Origin of the sequence: Trinickia sp. (assembly GCF_051954495.1) — a bacterium.
Lineage (GTDB): Bacteria > Pseudomonadota > Gammaproteobacteria > Burkholderiales > Burkholderiaceae > Trinickia.
In genome coordinates this window covers 1-16,159 of the sequence record NZ_JBQCHR010000102.1, presented here as the reverse complement: position 1 = coordinate 16,159, position 16,159 = coordinate 1, and the positions used below count along the sequence as shown (strand labels likewise).

Here is a 16,159-nt window from a genome sequence, read left to right as displayed (position 1 = left end):
TCGCCGTCGTCGGCTTCCTCGCCCGGAACAAGACGATCCTTGGGGTATTCGATCGTGTAGCCGTAGCGGATGTTGGCGTATGTTGCCAGCGATTTGCCGGCCGGCGGTGCGGCGGCGTAAGCCGCCGAGCTGGCGGCAAGTCCGGCCGCCAGCAGCAAAATTGTCCAAGCGTCGCGGGTCGACAGAGGTGACAAACGTAGAGAAGTCACCAAGGCACGCCTCGGAGAAAGGTGACGAGCGACTGCGACTCTGGGCCGGCGAAGTGTGTGTCGGAAAGGCCGGATGCGCCCCTCCTCGGTTTGCCGATGACGACGCTCATCGGGTCGCCCGGAAACAGGAACTGACCGGTCACGTTGATCTGAGCCTTGAGCAATTCGGATCGTTTGGCGGATACAGGGTCCGCAGGCACCGCATTGTTGCTCAGGTAGATGCCGGCCTCCTTCCAACGGGCACCCCATTCCGCTTCAACGAGCGGTGCAACGATTTCTTCGAGCGTTCCCTGTTTCGTCGCTTCATCGTGAAAGACGTAGAGTCCGATGGGAAACGGATCTTTGACCCAGGCGCCATGAGTCGGCGGCGGTAGGTCACCCAATAGCCCCGCATACTCCTTCACAAAGCTCGCCTCGCGAAGGGCCAACGAATCGTCCGCATCGAAAACGAATGCCGCTGCGATTTCCTTGATATCTGTACCGTACTAAAGGCTCGACAGCGCCAGCGTGAGGCGACGGCTCTTGCTCTCGACGTTCTGTGCGGGCTGAGGTGCTTCGTCGGTCATGATCTCTCTTTTCCGTGGCAAGGTGTAGCGCAGCGACAGCCTAGTGTAAGTGAAGCGACACGCCCATCTATGTTCATCGCTCGTACGCACCGACATTTGTAGTTTCGCGCGGTCTTCAACGGCAAACCTGCCAATGCAGGTGCGTAAGCAAGTGCGTAAAAGCGTGATTTTGCCAGAGCGCTGCGCGTCTAGCGCCAGGCAATGTTCCGCATCGATGCGCCCCCAAGCCGATCAAACATTCGCCAGCGCCTCGATGGTCGCGTCCAAAAGCGCGCGCAGGCGTGCAACACGCCGCAGATCGCGGTGATAGCCGAGCCAGACGTCTCGCCCGGGCGGTGCCTCGCCTAGATCGATCCGCCGAAGGCCTGGCGTTGCGTCGCCCAGCGGGCAGGGCAGCACGGCGTAGCCGTTTCCTTCAGCGCACATGCGCGCCTGCACGCCGCGATTGTTGCTGCCGAACACGATCTTCGCGCTGGGCAGCATGCGCTTGATCCACTCGACATCGGGCAGCGCGCCGAACGCGCTGTCCATACTGATCAGATTCAAGCCTTCTCCCTTCCCGCGCGGCGGCTCGACCAAATCGACATGACCGTATACGGCGTAGTCGATGTGCATCAGCTTGCGCTGAATGACATCGGGTTCGTTGAAAGGCGTGATGCGGAACACGAGATCGGCCTCGCGCCGCGCAAGGTCGTATAAGCGGGCATCCGTGACGAGTTCGAGCGAAATGCCCGGATGCTTCGCCAGAAAGCGTGCGAAGACCGGCGTCAGAATGTGCAGACCGAACCAGTCCGAAGAAGAAACCCGCAGCCCGCCGGTCAGCTGCGTCTCCTTGCCGGTCAGCGCACGCGTGAAGCCGAGCGCCTCCTCTTCCATCCTTTCGGCGTAGGCCAAGACGGCCGAGCCCTCATCCGTCAAAACGAAGCCGTCGCGGGTGCGTTGAAACAACGTGTGTCCGACGGCGTCCTCAAGCGCGCGCAATCGTCGGCCCATCGTCGGCTGGGTCTGTCCGACGTGCTTCGCGGCCGCGCCCAGCGTACCGCAACGGGCGATAGCAAGAAAGATTCGGACGTCGCTCCAGTCCAGCGCCTGGCTATGCATTTATGTATGGGATTCGTGCAATAACGTCGATTTACATGCTTTTGAGCATAGCCGATTATGAACTCATCGAGGGACTTATTCCACTGGAAAGGAGTTGAACATGACTATGCAGGCGCTGGTCCTCAATCGTTACAACGGCCCGCTCGAATTGACGGAGATGTCGATGCCGCAGCCTGGGCCCGGCCAGGTGCGCGTGCGCATCGCGGCTAGCGGTTTGAATCCGCTCGACACGAAGATCCGCGCCGGCAGCGCGGCCCATGCGAAGCACCCGCTGCCGCTGGTGCTGGGCATCGACATGGCCGGCGTGATCGACGCTGTCGGCGCCGGAGTGACCCGGTTCAAGGTCGGCGATGAGGTGTATGGGATGACAGGCGGCGTGGGCGGCATTCAGGGGTCGCTCGCGCAGTATGCGGCGGTCGATGCCGACCTGCTCGCGATCAAGCCGTCCAATCTCTCGATGCGAGAAGCCGCGGCCCTGCCTTTGGCATTCATCACATCGTATTCGGGCGTCGTCGACCGCGCACATCTGCAAGCAGGGCAAACCGTGCTGGTTCAGGGCGGCGCGGGCGGTGTCGGGCATATCTCGGTGCAATTGGCGCGAGCCCTTGGCGCGCAAGTCTTTGCGACCGCGAGTTCGCGCGACCACGGTCTCGTTGCCCGCCTGGGCGCGACCCCCATCGATTATCGCGAGCAATCCGTCGAACAATACGTCGATGCTTACACGAACGGCGAGGGGTTCGACCTGGTCGTCGACACCGTGGGCGGCCCGTCGCTCGATGCTTCGTTCGCCGCGGTCAAGCACTTCGGGCATGTCGTCAGCGCGCTGGGGTGGGGCACACACGCGCTCGCGCCGTTGTCGTTTCGCGAAGCGACGTATTCGGGCGTGTTCACCCTCTATCCGCTGTTGTCAGGCAAACATCGCGCGCACCACGGCGAAATGCTGCGCGAGGCGACTCGTCTGGCCGAAGCCGGAAAACTCACGCCGAACCTCGATCCTCGCCGGTTCGACCTGGCATCCGCGGAACTCGCCTATGAAGCGATAACGAACGCCACCGCGCACGGAAAGAGCGTGGTGGACGTCGTGTAAGAGGCGGTGCGGCGAGCGGTAGGGTGTCGGCCCGAGCAAGCCTCGACCGGCGGGAATGGTTTCTGCATGGGGTGTCGCTGATTCGGCAGCGTTATCGACCACCCCAATGGAAACCCACGTCCCTGCGTGGCTGCGACGCCGCGCGACGAATCGCAGCGAGCGGCCGGCGCATGCCTGGGCGGCGGATGTCGGCCCCGGCCTCGCCACCGTCGCGGCGGACAACGACCCGAGCGGCCTGCTCACCTATTCGCTCGCGGGAGCGCGTTACGGGCTGGATCTGCTGTGGGTCTGCGTGCTCTCGTACCCGTCGATGGTCGCACTGCAACTGATCGCGGCGCGCGTGGCCGCTGTCACCGGAAAGGGGTTGACGGAAAACATGCGCGAACACTATTCGCGCTGGCTCTTCCTGCTCGCTGTCGCTCGGTTTTTAATCGCCAATACGCTGAACATTGCGGCCGATATGCTCGCAATGGGCGAGGCCGCGAAACTGATCTTCGGCGGCTCGGTCGGGCTTTTCGCGATGATCTTCGGCGGTACGTCGCTCATCCTGCAATGGTGGGTGCCCTATGCGCGGTATGCGGGCATGTTGAAGTGGCTCTCCCTCACGCTTTTCTGCTACGCGGCAACGCTCTTCTTCGCCGATGTGCCATGGCGCACCGTAGCTTGGCGAGCCATCGTGCCCGACGTGCAGTGGTCGGAAGAATTTCTGGCGATGCTCCTGGCGGTGCTGGGAACGACCATCAGCCCGTACCTGCTTTTTTCTCAGGCCGAGCAGGAAGTCGAAGAGCGTTCTCATGAGGGTTCGCAGCCGAACAGAGAAAAAGCCCGCACGCCCGAAACGAGCCAGCTTCGCAAGATTCGGCGGCAGACGCTCGCGCGCACGCTGCTTTCCAATGCGGCGAGCGCCGTAGTGATGATCGCATCCGCCGCCACGCTGCATATGGCGAACCAGCCTCTAAGAACGACAAGCGATGCGGCGGGCGTGCTCGAGCCCGCCGCGCATGGCTATGCGCCGATCGTGCTGGGGCTCGCCCTGCTCGGCACAGCGCTCCTCGCGCTGCCGCCGCTGGCCGGTTCGGCGGCGCATGCCGCGGCCAGTTCGTTCGGATGGCCGCAGAGCGAAGCGCGCGACCGCCGCATCGGCCTTGTGCTGATCGGCCTCATGGTCGTCGGCGCCATGCTCGCGGGGCTGCTGCTCGCGTTCAACGTGGACCCGCTCACGGCCTGCTATTGGACGGCGCTGACCAACGGCATGACCGTGACCCCCGTGCTCATCCTGCTCGTCTTGCTCAGCAGCCATCGCGACGCCGTGGGCTCGATGAAGGCGCACTGGCTCCCGCGCGCGCTGTGTTGGCTCGCCACCATCGCGACCGGCGCTGCCCTAGCCGCGCATGCACTGCTCGAATTCGGCGGGAAGGTCATGGAGAAACTCGGCTAGGACGAAAGCTTGAATTCAAGACGCACGGCTTGCGCGATGCCGCTCACGACATCGGCCACGAGCAAGCGCCCCTTCTCCGCGCTCGAATCCTTGGCGGACGAGAGCACGCCGCTCGACGGCACCCACGCCGTTCGCGCCGGATACATATCGTAAGGCGGAAATTGGGCGGGCCCGTGCTCGGGAATGCGCTCGAGCGCTACCAGTTCCGGGTGATAGTGAAGCATCATCGACGTCTCGATCACGGCGGCATGTTCGAGTGCGATGCCTGGGAAGCCATTGGGGAAAACGGCGTCGAGCGTGTCCTTGCGACAGAATTCCCAATGTTCGACGCGCATGACTTCCATGCCGTTGCGCTCGCCGATGTCGCGCATGGCGAGTTCGATCCCCTCCGTGACGAACCACTGATTTTCGAAATGCCCCACGACGATCACGAGACGTCGAACCCCATGGCGGTGGAACTCTCGCACCGCGTCGCGGATCAATCCGCTCAGCGTCGCGCCGTCCACGCTGGTCGTTCCGCAGAAATGCTGCCCGCCTCCGCTCCTCGGCTGCGATTTGTAGCCGTATGAGATCGCCGGCGCCACGATGCCGCCCACGTCGCGCGCGACGTCTTCGCTGATTGCACTCGCCAGCAACGCATCCGTTCCAAGCGGAAGATGGGGGCCGTGCTGTTCGGTTGCACCGCAGGGCAGAAAGACGACGGCTCCCTCATCGATACGCCGCGCGTATTCGACCCAGCTGATGTTGTCCATGCGTACGTGGTTCATATCGAGCTCCGAGTATCGGCAAGCGACGTTCGAGCCGAACGAGCCCCGCGCCGAGTAAAGTGAAAAAGAGCGTAGGCGGCGCCGCCCACGACGATCCCGGCTAGCCACGAGAGATCGATCCCGCCGAGCGCCATGGCGATCGGGCCTTGCATCGATTCGATGCTGCCGACCTGACATAGCCAGGCCGCCGTCACGCCCAACGCCAGCGCCGCCATCCCAGACCACTTGATGTCGCCGCATTCGCTGACCGAATGGTGGCGGTACAGTGCATCGACATCGACTCGGCCACGCCGGATCAGAAAGAAATCCACGAGGACGATGCCGGCCCACGGCGCAATCCAGACGACGAAGAAAACCATGACGTTTTCGAATGTGTTTGCAAACGCGCCCGAGTGCAGGAACAGATAGAGGATCAAAAGGCCGACGATGCCCGATACGACGGAGACGACCCAGCGCGGAATCCGAAGATCGAGCGACAGCGTGGCGAGCGCCGCCGAATAAATGACGACGATATTGGTTGCGACAGGGCCGTGCACGAGAACGAGCAACACGGGCAACGCCATCGCGCCGAATACGGCGATGATGAGCTGAGCCGGATCGGCTCCGCTGCCCGACGATGCGATTGCCGCACCCAGGAAGGCGAGCCAGACGGTAGGAATGAACATGCCTAGGGACGTCGCGCGAAACACTTGTCGACTCGTCAGTGCGGGCCGCGTGAAGCGCGTGTAATCGGCCGCATAGACGAGCCACGAGATGCCCCAGCCGATGCCGATCGCCGTCATCAACTGGCTCATTGCGGCGAGCTTTCCAATCCCGTGCGCGGCCGCGGCGTGCCAGCGGATGTCGACATGCGTGAACGCGAGCGCCGTCATCGCAAGCATGATCAGCAATACGAACGGCATGGTGTAGCGTTCGAAATAGCGGATGGCGTGGAAGCCCCAAGTCGCGATGCCAACCTGGATCAGCATGACCGCGACCGCGATCGCGTACTTCAGTTCGATGCCGCCGCTCAGCCCCATACGATCGAGCGCCGCCACGGCCAGATCGAGCACGATCCACGTATTGATCGCCACCCAGCCCATCGGCATCAGCACCTGCATGAGCGTGGGCAGCCACGCGCCGCGCCGGCCGAACGCCAGGCGCGACAGCACCATTTGCGGCACGCCGCAGCGGTGCCCGACCACACACATCGCGCCGAACAGCGCGCAACCCAAAACGTTGCCGATTGCGATGACCGCCAGCGTTTCAAGCAGACTCAACCCCAATTGAATGCCGATGGCACCGAGCACCCAATTGATCGGCGCGACGTTGGCTCCAGCCCAAATCCAGAACTGATCCAACTGCCCGGACGTTCTGCTGCCATGAGGCACGGGCGCTATACCGTGCACGTCGAAAGCCGTGCCGCTGGCTTCCTGTGTTTGCAACATTTGATGGTTCGATGACACGACTGTCTCCTCCTAGTATCGCTACGCGGTATTGCCGAACACGTATTGGAGCGGAGACAAATGAAAGGCGAAACCGATGATTTCTCAACGGAGGTTGAGAAAAACGCGACCTCCGGCGCAGCGAGGCCACAGTTGAGTTTTCGTCAAGACACGAAGCAAATTCATCAATCGCGCGATGGGACGCACCGTGGCTAAATCGGTGTTCCCGCCTTCTCGGTTTCGCTTGCAAAGGAACCGGCAAGATCTAAAAGGAACCCACACGATGACTACTCTTTTGCATGTCACGGCCAGCGCGCGAAAGGACAGATCGCTCAGCCGCCAGCTTTCGAACGCCTTCATCGACGCATGGATGCGTGTCGAACCCACGTCGATAATCATTTCGCGGGACGTTGGCGCAAATCCCCCGCCGATCATTACCGAAGAATGGATCGCGGCCGCGTTCACGCCCGATGCGGATCAGACGCCGGCGCAGCGCGAAACATTGCGTTTGTCGGATGAACTGATCGACGAAATCGACCAGGCCGACGTGATCGTGATCGGCACGCCGATGTACAACTACGGCATGCCCGCGGCGCTGAAGTCGTGGTTCGACAAGGTCATCCGCGTGCGCAAGACGTTTACGTTCGACCTTGCCCGCGGAGATTTTCCGCTCGAGCCTGTCATGAGCGGCAAGAAGCTGGTCATTCTGAGTTCGCACGGCGAATTCGGCTTCGGCCCCGGCGGCGTACGAGAAAAGATGAACCACCTGGAGACGCACATCCTGACTTGCGCACACTACCTGGGTGTCGAAGAAAGCCACTCGATCAGTATCAGCTATCAGGAATTCGGCGACGGGCGGCATGAAGCGTCGGTAGCCGATGCGTTCGCGGCGGTGCCGGCGCTCGTCGAACAGTTGGCGCTCGCTCGCTCGGCTGCGTAGAGCCCCGAACGCCATGCAGAGTCACCCGACGATAGCGGAGTTGGCGCAAAGGCTGCAAGCGCGAAGCACTGATGCCGTGGAATTGGTCAGTGAGGCGATCGAGGCATCGCGCCGGACGGATGGCATTTTCATCTCCTTGATCGACGACGCGCTCGAAGCTGCCGAACAAGCGGCGCGCCGCCGCCGCGAGGGGTTGCCGCTTGGCCCCCTCGACGGCATTCCGTTCGCCGTGAAAGACATGCTCGACGTGGCGGGCAGCAGGACGACGTGCGGATCGATGATGCGCTTGGGTGCGCCGCCGTCTTTGGAGGACGCCGCGGTGATCGCGGCGATGCGTGCGGTCGGCATGATTCCGATCGGCAAGACGAACCTCAGCGAATTCGCCTTCTCCGGCCTCGGGCTCAATCCGCACTTCGGCACGCCTACGGCGAGCTTTTGTCACGGCGCGCCGCGCGTGCCCGGCGGTTCGTCTTCGGGGTCTGCGATTGCGGTGCAACGCGGGATCGTGGCGGCGGCTATCGGTACGGACACCGCGGGGTCCGTGCGCGTGCCCGCGGCGTTCAACGGATTGGTTGGGTTTCGTGCATCGACCGCCCGCTACGCTATGGGCGGCGTGCATCCGCTCGCTGTCACGCTCGATACCCTCGGGCCGATCGCGCATACCGTGGAAGACTGTGTATTGCTGGACGGCGCGATGCGCGGTTTGGCGCATGTCGGCGCGCACGCCGCGGCGCTCGACCGTGTTCGGTTCGTCGTCGATACTTCCGTGTTCGACGATACGGCGTTGCAGTCCGATGTCGTCGCCAACCTTTGCAGTGTCGTCGAGCGGTTGCGGCGATGCGGTGCGTGTGTGGAGGAGCGCCCTGTCGAGGCGTTCACGCGCACGCGCGAGCTGATTGCTTCGCAAGGCTGGCTCGGGGCCATCGAGGCGTGGTCGCTACATCGAGACGTGGTTGAAAGCGAGTACGGCGACCGACTCGATCCTCGGGTTCGCGACAGGCTATTGGCGGCAAAGACCATCGATCCGCGCGCGCAAGGCCGCCTTCGCGCTATGCGGGTCGATCTGATGCGGAACATCGAGCATGAATTAGGCGAACACTCGGTGCTGATCACGCCGACGGTCAAGCATGTCGCGCCGCCGCTTGCGCCGTTGACGGTCGACGATCGGTTGTTCGCCGCTCTCAATGTCGAGACCCTAGCGCTGACGATGCCAGGCAGTTTCCTCGACATGCCCGGTATCGCCATGCCGTGCGGCGTCGATCGCGATGGGTTGCCCACTTCGCTGCTTTTTTCCGTCCCGCAAGGGCACGACGATCGATTGCTACGCACGTGTCTCGCCGTCGAACGGGTGTTGCAGGCGAGCCAGATTCATTGAGAACCCTCCGGAGAATCCGTATGAATACAACATCCCCCAGCGCCGACCCTGCTCCCATCCGTATTCCCGCGCGCAGCGGCGTGGCGGTGCGGCTAGCAAAAGGCACGACGATCAAGGTGATCAATACGCACGGTCGCCAGGTTGTCGATACTTGGGCATTCAATCAAGACGACATCGGAGAATCGATGTCGATGGAACATAGCCGTACGGCGCTGCTCAAGGTCATACCGCGAGTGGGCGATACGCTGTTGACGAACCATCGGCGCCCCATTCTGACGCTTGTCGAAGACACGACGCCCGGCGTGCACGACACGCTCATCGCCGCTTGCGACAGACATCGCTACGCGCAACTGGGCGTCGTGGGCCACCATGACAACTGCACCGACAACTTGGCCGCCGCGCTAGCGACGCTGGGGCTGGAGACCCGCGAAACGCCTTGTCCGCTGAATCTGTTCATGAATGTCCCGGTAAGCGCTGGCGGGGAGTTGAAGTTCGTGCCGCCGGTCAGTCAGGCGGGACAGTACGTCGTATTGCGGGCGGAAATGGACTCGATCATCGTCATGTCCGCCTGCCCGCAGGATGTGACCGCGGTCAACGGCATGACGCCGACGGATGCGCATTAGTGGCTGGGTTGAGCCAACTCGCGCGCGAGCCGCCCCGCGCGCCGGTTTCGGTAGAATGCCCTTACCGCAACCGGCTGGTTTATCGGATGAAGGTGTTTTGCGATGCGTAAGTTGCCACCGCTCAATTCGATCCGCGCATTCGAGGCGGCGGCTCGGCATCAAAGCTTCACGGCGGCGGCAGCCGAACTTTCCGTGACGATCACGGCTGTAAGCCACCAAATTCGGCAACTCGAGGCACGTCTCGGTCACAAGCTGTTCGAACGAACGGGGCGCGCCGTGACGCTCACGCCCGTGGGCAAAACGATCTACCCGCTCGTCAGAGACGGGTTCGACCAGATCGCTCGAGCGTTCGAAGCCGTCAATGCGCCTTCGGATGAAGCCTCGATCCAGATCTCGGCCACCCGCGCGTTTGCGGAGCGTTGGCTGATGCCGAGGCTTGCGCGATTCAATGCGCTGCATCCGGACGTCACCGTCCATATTCATGGGTCGGAAAATCTTGTCGACCTGCGCGCGGAAGACATCGACCTGGCGATTCGCTACGGGCCTGTCGAAGTCGATGAGCAAGAATCGGTGATCTTGGAGGACTGCTACATCGCCGTGGCCGATCGGAGCATTTGTCCCGAAGGCAGGAACCCGGCGATCGAGGATTTTCGCCAGTATCCGCTGCTCGCCTACAAGTGGGGAAATCGTGCGCTGAATGCGCCGGATTGGTCGACGTGGCTTGCGCACACCGAACACGATCAAACGGTACACTTTCGTCTGTCTTGGTACAGCGAGGAAATGCTTGCGCTGTACGCGGCGGAATGCGGCCTCGGCCCGTTGATGTGCAGCAACGTGTTGATCGAGGAGGCGCTGCGTAGCGGCCGGCTGCGTAGAATCGACGGCGCCAGTCTGCCGGGGTTCGCTTATCGCCTCGTGCCGTCGTCGAAGCGGCCGAAGAAGGGGCTTCGATTGTTCACAGCATGGTTGCGCGACGAGGCCAGGGCATTTCGCGACACGTCAGTCTTGTTAGGAGGCAGCAATGCCAGTACAGCCGCTTGAAATAGATATCGTCTCCGACGTCGCCTGCCCGTGGTGCGCGATCGGGCTTTCTTCGCTGCAGCAGGCGCTTGCGCGCGTGGGCGATGACGTCGAGGCACGCGTGGTCATGCATCCGTTCGAGCTCAATCCGGGGATGGGGCCCGAAGGGGAAGACGTTGTCGAGTATCTCTCGAAGAAGTACGGGCGTACGCCTGAGCAGATCGCCGAGACGCAGGCGATGATTCGCGAGCGAGGCGCTGCCGTCGGCTTCACGTTCGGTGCGCGCACGCGCGTGTACAACACGTTCGATGCTCACCGGCTGCTGTATTGGGCGGGAATCGAGGGCAAGCAAGTACCGCTGCAGCTGGCGCTGTTGCAGGCTTACCATGGCGATGGAAAAGACCCGAGCAGCCATGAGGTGTTGGTCGATGCCGCGCGGTCCGTCGGCCTCGATGCGCAGCGTGCGCGTGAAGTGCTCGAAAGCGAGCAGTTCGCTAACGAGGTCCGTGCCGAGGAGCATGAGTATCAGGCCATGGGTATTCAGTCGGTGCCGGCCGTGATTTTCAACCGGCGCTATCTGGTAAGCGGCGGCCAGCCGCCGGAAGTATTCGAGCAAGCTATCAGGCAGATCGCCGCGGAAGCGAAGTGACGCCGCCGGCACCGTCATTGCCTTCGAAAACGCTCGACTGGATGCGATGGAAATCGACGTGACTTCCCATGACACCGGAAAAGACGAAATCGGCCGCATGCCCGAACAGCAGCCCGTGCGTTCAGATATCCCCGCGATTGTCCCGACGCAAACTGCGCTTCTGGTCATGCACTATCAGACCGACATCCTAGGGCTTTTTCCGTCGGTCGCGCCGGCGTTGCTCGCCAATACGCGCAAGCTATGCGATGCGGCGCGGGCTAAGGGTGTCGGCGTTTATTTCGTCAACCTTCGGTTCAGCCCGGGCTATCCGGAAGTCAGTCCGTCGAACAAGAACGGGCGGGGGATTAAACGGTTGGGCCTATTTATCGACGATCGAACGGCGCCTGAGCTTGGCCAGCGCAGCGATGAACCGCTGATCGTCGCGCACCGAGCGAGCGTCTTCTTCGGTACCGATCTGCAGGTACGACTTTCGGCAAAGGGAATTGATGCGCTCATCATGGTCGGCATTGCGTCGACCGGTGTGATGCTTTCGTCGGTGGCTTATGCGAGCGACGCGGATTTCAAGTTGTACACCGTCAGGGATTGCTGCTACGACCCAGACGAGGTAGTGCACGAACATCTGTTCTCGACCGCATTCGATTCACGCACGACCGTGCTCTCGCTTACGGATGCATTGTCGTTGCTCGCCTAGAGTCGCGCACATTTGCGCGACTCTCAGGCACAGCATCGTTTAAACGCCGAAGTAGATCGACTTGCGCGGATCGGCCTTTGCCGGTGCCCCCGAAGCGGACGACCCGGCTTTCACGCCACCGAACGCTTGATTGTTGCCCGTTTGCGCATTAACGCGAGCTTGAGCGATTTGGGCGTCTTCCGGGTAGTTGGGTAGTTCGGATCGTTGCAGATGGGTGGTTCGGATCGTTGCAGATTCGTTCACAATCAGCGGCGACCAGTGGGGCGGGGCGAGTGTTCAGCGCTTGCGGCAAGTGCGGGTGGCCAATCTGTAAAAGGATCGAGCGCCGGCAGGCCATCACTGTGCCGTCATTCAAGGCGCTGCCGCTGCCGGCCGTTAACGCGCTTACGCGTTACTCGACAATCACCATGAGCCACGAAGACAAAGATTGGGCCGGCAGTTCGCTTCAAGCCGCATTCCTGCGTCACGACGATAGCCTCGCACCGTCCGAGCGCCTGCTCGGCGAGGACAACGACGCCGTTTATCGCACGCTGCTCGAATCCACGCGGGCGATCCCGTGGAAGATCGATTGGGCGACGATGCAGTTCACCTATATCGGTCCGCAGATCGAAGCGCTGCTCGGCTATGCGCCGTCCACCTGGAAAACGGTCGAGGACTGGGCCGCGCGTATGCATCCGGACGACCGTGAATCCGTGGTGAATTTTTGCGTCGCGCAGTCGCAGGCGGGCACCGATCACGAAGCGGACTACCGCGCGCTGACCGCCGACGGCGGCTATGTGTGGATTCGTGACGTTGTCCACGTCGTGCGCAAGGACAACGGCGACGTCGATGCCTTGATCGGGTTCATGTTCGACATCAGCGAACGAAAGCGCACGGAGGAACGGCTCGCGCAGCTTCAGCGCGAATTGGAGCGCCTGTCGCTGTCCGACGGTTTGACGGGTGTCGGCAATCGTCGCATGTTCGACACGGCCATTGCACGCGAATGGGCAAGTGCGGCGGCATCGGGCAAGCCGCTTTCACTCGTGATGGTCGACATCGACTTTTTCAAGTCGTACAACGACTATTACGGCCACCTCCAGGGCGACGAATGCTTGAAGCGCATTGCTCGCGTGCTGGGCGAGGCTGCCGGGTCGAACGCGTTGCTGAGCCGGTTCGGCGGCGAGGAATTCATGCTCGTTTTGGCGGAAACCGACGCCGATGAGGCTGTGCGCGTGGCCGAGCGTTGTCGCGCCCTGATCGCCGACGAAGCCATTCCGCATCTGCGCTCGCCGCACGGCCAGCGGGTCACGGCAAGTTTTGGAGTGGGCACCGTTGCGCCCAACGAAGGCGTCGATTTAACGGCGTTCATCAATCTGACGGACGCGCAGCTCTATCAGGCCAAGGAGCAAGGGCGCAATCGCATTTCCGCGGTGGACAGGGCAGGTTTCGGCGGCGAAGGATTCAAGCTGCACTCGCGGTGATCGCACAGCGTCTCGATGCAGACCTCTTCGCGACCGCGTGTTACGCCGACCTTGGCCTTCTCACCCGTCGATAGGGACGATGCCTGCTGAGGAGTTCTATCAGCCGCGTCTCGCACTCGGAAAACGAGTACCCGCGCCTCTGGGAGATCATGAACGTCAGGGGACGCATGTGCCACGCGCGCCGCTGGAGTTCGACAAGCGATCCCTTCGCGAGGTCTTCTGCGACCAGATGGTGCGGCATGTGGCCCCAGCACAAGCTTCCCCTGAGCAGATCATGCTTCGCGCCGAGATCGTTCACCCACCACTGACGTTCGCTAGCGACTCCCTGTTGCGTCTTGTCCGCATCGGGTTGATTGTCCGTTACGACGAGCTGGATGTGCCGGCTAAATTCTTCGCGCGGGATCGGCCCCGCGATCGCGGCCAGCGGATGCGACGGCGCACAGACAGTCACCATTTTCGCGTCGCATAAATGCTGCCGTTCTATGGTGCCTGGGCTCAGTTCGGGCACTTCCGCGATGGTCACCGCCAAGGCGCACGCGCCTTCTAGAACCAATCGCTCGCCACCCTGCATGGTCGTCATGCGCAGATCGATGGCAACCGTTGGAAAGCCCGCCTGGACGGTGCGCAGACTTTCAATCAAGTGTGCGCGCGGAAAATAGGTGTCCACGGCAAGCGACACTTGTGGAATCCCGGCTTCAGCAATCGCAACCGCGCGCATCTTCATTTCCTCGGTGCGGGAGATTACCGCGCGCGCGTCCGGTAAGAGGTTGCGACCCGCGGCCGTGAGCGTCGCTTTGCGCGTGTTGCGCTCGAACAGCAGCACGTCGAACGCGCTTTCCAGCGCGCTGACGGCGTGGCTAATCGCCGACTGCGCACGCCGCAGCTTCCGTGCAGCCCCGGAAAAGCTCCCTTCGTCACACACGGCGACGAACGCCCGAAGTTGATTGATGGTGACGTTGTCGAGCATGGCTATCAATAAAGTAGATGATACTGATAGATATTCAGTCAATTGTCTTCATGAATCAAGCGCCGCAGAATCGTGTTTGTCGACTTTGTTTTGAAGGATGCATGACATGAACAGACTGGATGGAAAGACTGCGGTGATCACCGGCGGCGCTACCGGCATCGGCCGTGCCGCAGCGAAACGCTTCATCGAGGAGGGCGCTTTCGTCTTCATTTTCGGACGCCGGCAGGAGGCGCTCGACGCCGCCATGGCCGACCTTGGGTCCAATGCCCGCGCGGTGAAGGGTTCCGTTTCGGATCTTGCCGACCTCGACCGGCTCTACGCAGCGGTAAAGGCGGAGCGCGGAGCCCTACACATCGTGTTCGCCAATGCCGGGACGGGAAGCCAGCTTCCACTAGGCAAGATCACCGCCGAGCACATCGACGAAATCTTCGGCACCAATGTGAAGGGTTCGATTTTCACGGTCCAGAAGGCGCTGCCGCTGATGGGTGAGGGCGGTTCGATCATCTTGACCGGATCGAGCGCCGGCACCACAGGTGCCCCGGCGTTCAGCGCCTACAGCGCGAGCAAGGCGGCCGTGCGCAACCTCGCGCGGACCTGGGCGGAGGACCTCAAGGGCACCGGTATCCGGGTGAACGTACTGTCGCCCGGGCCGACCGCGACCGAACTCGCGAAGGAAGCGCTAGGCGAGGAAGGCATGAAGGCCTTCGCCTCGCTCAATCCGCTCCAGCGCATGGCCGATCCCGCGGAGATCGGGGCGGCGGCTGCCTTTCTTGCGTCGTCGGACAGCAGCTTCATGACCGCCAGCGAGGTTGCCGTTGACGGTGGGTTGGCACAACTCTGAGGAGACGAACGAAATGAGCCAATCAACCAAAGGCAGTCGGACCGCTGATAAACCAAGGAGAAACAGATGAGCTACGCAATCATTGGCTTCGGCAAGATCGGGCACGCCCTTGCCAAGGCGTTTGCCCGCAACGGCATCGAAGTGGCCGTTGCAACGACGCGCGACCCGCAAAGCTTTGCCGCGGACGCGGCCGCGATTGGACAGACGATCCTTCCCAAAACCTTGGCGGAAGCCGTCAAGGCGGACGTGATCTTTTTGGCTGTGCGTTTCGAGTCGCACCCGGAGGTCGTGAAAGCGCTGCCTGACTGGGAGGGGAAGACTGTCATCGACGTGATGAACACGCAGGCGCCGCTCGAGGACTTAGGCGGCTTCCCGTCCTCTGCTTTCATCGCGAGAGCGTTCGCCGGAGCCAGGCTGGTGAAAGGCTTCAATCATTTGGTTGCTGCTGTCCTCGGACAGGACCCGGCCGTGCAAGGCGGCAGGCGAGTCGTGTTCTTAGCGAGCGACGATGACGGCGCAACGGCGGACGTTGGCGCACTTGCTGAAAAACTCGGTTTCGCGCCGATCAAACTTGGCGGCTTATTGGACGGTGGATTGCTCGTGCACGCGCGCGGAAAAAACTGGGGAGAACTGATCTTCAAGGACTTGGTCACGTTTGCCCGATGACCAACGACGGCTGGCGATTTCTTTATGTCGAATAGCGGAACGGGACCGCTCAACCCAGCAGCGAGAACGTGATCTCGAGGGGAATGTGTGCGGGGCGGACGTCGCGCCGGCGTTGCTCGCCTAGAGTCGCGCACGTTTGCGCGACTCTCAGGCACAGCATCGTTTAAACGCCGAAGTAGATCGACTTGCGCGGGTCGGCCTTCGCGGGCGCACCCGAAGCGGACGACCCGGCTTTCACGCCACCGAACGCTTCATTGTTGCCCGTTTGCGCATTAACGCGAGCTTGGGCGATTTGGGCGTCTTCCGGGTAGTTCGGATCGTTGCTGAAGTTCACG

16 protein-coding genes are annotated in these 16,159 nt (G+C 62.1%); 11 read left to right on the top strand and 5 right to left on the bottom strand.

Annotation, left to right across the window (positions count from 1 at the left end):
* Positions 1-205: 205 nt before the first annotated feature.
* The gene (locus tag ACTHNR_RS13930) at positions 206-637 is read right to left on the bottom strand and encodes a hypothetical protein (protein ID WP_440548249.1); all 432 of its coding nucleotides are present in this window, start codon (positions 635-637) and stop codon (positions 206-208) included.
* Between the two features lie 369 nt (positions 638-1,006).
* Entirely contained in the window at positions 1,007-1,876 is an 870-nt protein-coding gene (locus ACTHNR_RS13925; protein WP_440548248.1) for a LysR family transcriptional regulator, read from the bottom strand.
* A gap of 100 nt (positions 1,877-1,976) precedes the next feature.
* Between ACTHNR_RS13925 and ACTHNR_RS13920 the strand changes: the two genes are divergently transcribed.
* Both ACTHNR_RS13920 and ACTHNR_RS13915 read left to right on the top strand, forming a co-directional pair.
* The gene (locus ACTHNR_RS13920) at positions 1,977-2,963 is read left to right on the top strand and encodes a zinc-dependent alcohol dehydrogenase family protein (protein ID WP_440548247.1); all 987 of its coding nucleotides are present in this window, start codon (positions 1,977-1,979) and stop codon (positions 2,961-2,963) included.
* A 106-nt stretch (positions 2,964-3,069) separates the two neighbouring features.
* Complete coding sequence (locus tag ACTHNR_RS13915; protein WP_440548246.1) at positions 3,070-4,401, top strand: NRAMP family divalent metal transporter; 1,332 nt, start codon at positions 3,070-3,072, stop codon at positions 4,399-4,401.
* Here the strand turns inward: ACTHNR_RS13915 and ACTHNR_RS13910 are convergent.
* Positions 4,398-5,168 (bottom strand): creatininase, encoded by a 771-nt coding sequence (locus ACTHNR_RS13910; protein ID WP_440548245.1) that lies wholly within the window; start codon positions 5,166-5,168, stop codon positions 4,398-4,400. The genes ACTHNR_RS13915 and ACTHNR_RS13910 overlap by 4 nt on opposite strands.
* Positions 5,165-6,595 carry a purine-cytosine permease family protein gene (locus ACTHNR_RS13905; RefSeq protein ID WP_440548244.1) on the bottom strand — a complete coding sequence of 477 codons (1,431 nt, stop codon included), beginning with the start codon at positions 6,593-6,595 and terminating at the stop codon, positions 5,165-5,167. The genes ACTHNR_RS13910 and ACTHNR_RS13905 overlap by 4 nt, the downstream gene beginning before the upstream one ends.
* A gap of 280 nt (positions 6,596-6,875) precedes the next feature.
* Between ACTHNR_RS13905 and ACTHNR_RS13900 the strand changes: the two genes are divergently transcribed.
* The 7 genes from ACTHNR_RS13900 to ACTHNR_RS13870 all read left to right on the top strand — a co-directional run bounded on the left by ACTHNR_RS13900 (position 6,876) and on the right by ACTHNR_RS13870 (position 13,350).
* Positions 6,876-7,532, top strand: coding sequence for an FMN-dependent NADH-azoreductase (locus tag ACTHNR_RS13900; protein ID WP_440548243.1), 657 nt, complete (start codon positions 6,876-6,878; stop codon positions 7,530-7,532).
* Positions 7,533-7,608: 76 nt separating this feature from the next.
* Positions 7,609-8,907: an amidase family protein gene (locus tag ACTHNR_RS13895; RefSeq protein WP_440548242.1), complete on the top strand. Its 1,299-nt coding sequence runs from the start codon at positions 7,609-7,611 to the stop codon at positions 8,905-8,907.
* A 20-nt stretch (positions 8,908-8,927) separates the two neighbouring features.
* Positions 8,928-9,530 carry a DUF1989 domain-containing protein gene (locus ACTHNR_RS13890; protein WP_440548241.1) on the top strand — a complete coding sequence of 201 codons (603 nt, stop codon included), beginning with the start codon at positions 8,928-8,930 and terminating at the stop codon, positions 9,528-9,530.
* Positions 9,531-9,632: 102 nt separating this feature from the next.
* Positions 9,633-10,571, top strand: coding sequence for a LysR substrate-binding domain-containing protein (locus tag ACTHNR_RS13885; protein WP_440548240.1), 939 nt, complete (start codon positions 9,633-9,635; stop codon positions 10,569-10,571).
* Positions 10,552-11,199, top strand: a complete 648-nt coding sequence (locus ACTHNR_RS13880; RefSeq protein WP_440548239.1) for a DsbA family oxidoreductase — start codon at positions 10,552-10,554, stop codon at positions 11,197-11,199. The genes ACTHNR_RS13885 and ACTHNR_RS13880 overlap by 20 nt, the downstream gene beginning before the upstream one ends.
* 97 nt (positions 11,200-11,296) lie before the next feature.
* Positions 11,297-11,890 (top strand): isochorismatase family cysteine hydrolase, encoded by a 594-nt coding sequence (locus ACTHNR_RS13875; RefSeq protein WP_440548250.1) that lies wholly within the window; start codon positions 11,297-11,299, stop codon positions 11,888-11,890.
* Between the two features lie 407 nt (positions 11,891-12,297).
* Positions 12,298-13,350, top strand: a complete 1,053-nt coding sequence (locus ACTHNR_RS13870) for a sensor domain-containing diguanylate cyclase (RefSeq protein WP_440548238.1) — start codon at positions 12,298-12,300, stop codon at positions 13,348-13,350.
* Positions 13,351-13,390: 40 nt separating this feature from the next.
* On the opposite strand, the gene ACTHNR_RS13865 is transcribed toward ACTHNR_RS13870, so the two are convergent.
* Complete coding sequence (locus tag ACTHNR_RS13865) at positions 13,391-14,317, bottom strand: LysR family transcriptional regulator (RefSeq protein ID WP_440548237.1); 927 nt, start codon at positions 14,315-14,317, stop codon at positions 13,391-13,393.
* 106 nt (positions 14,318-14,423) lie between these two features.
* On the opposite strand from ACTHNR_RS13865, the gene ACTHNR_RS13860 reads away from it, so the two are divergent.
* Both ACTHNR_RS13860 and ACTHNR_RS13855 read left to right on the top strand, forming a co-directional pair.
* A complete protein-coding gene (locus ACTHNR_RS13860) occupies positions 14,424-15,158 on the top strand; it encodes an SDR family NAD(P)-dependent oxidoreductase (protein WP_440548236.1) in 735 nt (244 codons plus the stop codon).
* 66 nt (positions 15,159-15,224) lie between these two features.
* Entirely contained in the window at positions 15,225-15,824 is a 600-nt protein-coding gene (locus ACTHNR_RS13855; protein ID WP_440548235.1) for an NADPH-dependent F420 reductase, read from the top strand.
* Positions 15,825-16,159: the final 335 nt, after the last annotated feature.

Coding starts and splice junctions, on each gene's coding strand:
- ACTHNR_RS13910 (WP_440548245.1), bottom strand. CDS start 5,168: ATGAACCACGTACGCATGGACAACATCAGCTGGGTCGAATACGCGCGG.
- ACTHNR_RS13870 (WP_440548238.1), top strand. CDS start 12,298: ATGAGCCACGAAGACAAAGATTGGGCCGGCAGTTCGCTTCAAGCCGCA.
- ACTHNR_RS13875 (WP_440548250.1), top strand. CDS start 11,297: ATGCCCGAACAGCAGCCCGTGCGTTCAGATATCCCCGCGATTGTCCCG.
- ACTHNR_RS13890 (WP_440548241.1), top strand. CDS start 8,928: ATGAATACAACATCCCCCAGCGCCGACCCTGCTCCCATCCGTATTCCC.
- ACTHNR_RS13880 (WP_440548239.1), top strand. CDS start 10,552: ATGCCAGTACAGCCGCTTGAAATAGATATCGTCTCCGACGTCGCCTGC.
- ACTHNR_RS13860 (WP_440548236.1), top strand. CDS start 14,424: ATGAACAGACTGGATGGAAAGACTGCGGTGATCACCGGCGGCGCTACC.
- ACTHNR_RS13865 (WP_440548237.1), bottom strand. CDS start 14,317: ATGCTCGACAACGTCACCATCAATCAACTTCGGGCGTTCGTCGCCGTG.
- ACTHNR_RS13925 (WP_440548248.1), bottom strand. CDS start 1,876: ATGCATAGCCAGGCGCTGGACTGGAGCGACGTCCGAATCTTTCTTGCT.
- ACTHNR_RS13905 (WP_440548244.1), bottom strand. CDS start 6,595: ATGTTGCAAACACAGGAAGCCAGCGGCACGGCTTTCGACGTGCACGGT.
- ACTHNR_RS13915 (WP_440548246.1), top strand. CDS start 3,070: ATGGAAACCCACGTCCCTGCGTGGCTGCGACGCCGCGCGACGAATCGC.
- ACTHNR_RS13920 (WP_440548247.1), top strand. CDS start 1,977: ATGACTATGCAGGCGCTGGTCCTCAATCGTTACAACGGCCCGCTCGAA.
- ACTHNR_RS13885 (WP_440548240.1), top strand. CDS start 9,633: ATGCGTAAGTTGCCACCGCTCAATTCGATCCGCGCATTCGAGGCGGCG.
- ACTHNR_RS13900 (WP_440548243.1), top strand. CDS start 6,876: ATGACTACTCTTTTGCATGTCACGGCCAGCGCGCGAAAGGACAGATCG.
- ACTHNR_RS13855 (WP_440548235.1), top strand. CDS start 15,225: ATGAGCTACGCAATCATTGGCTTCGGCAAGATCGGGCACGCCCTTGCC.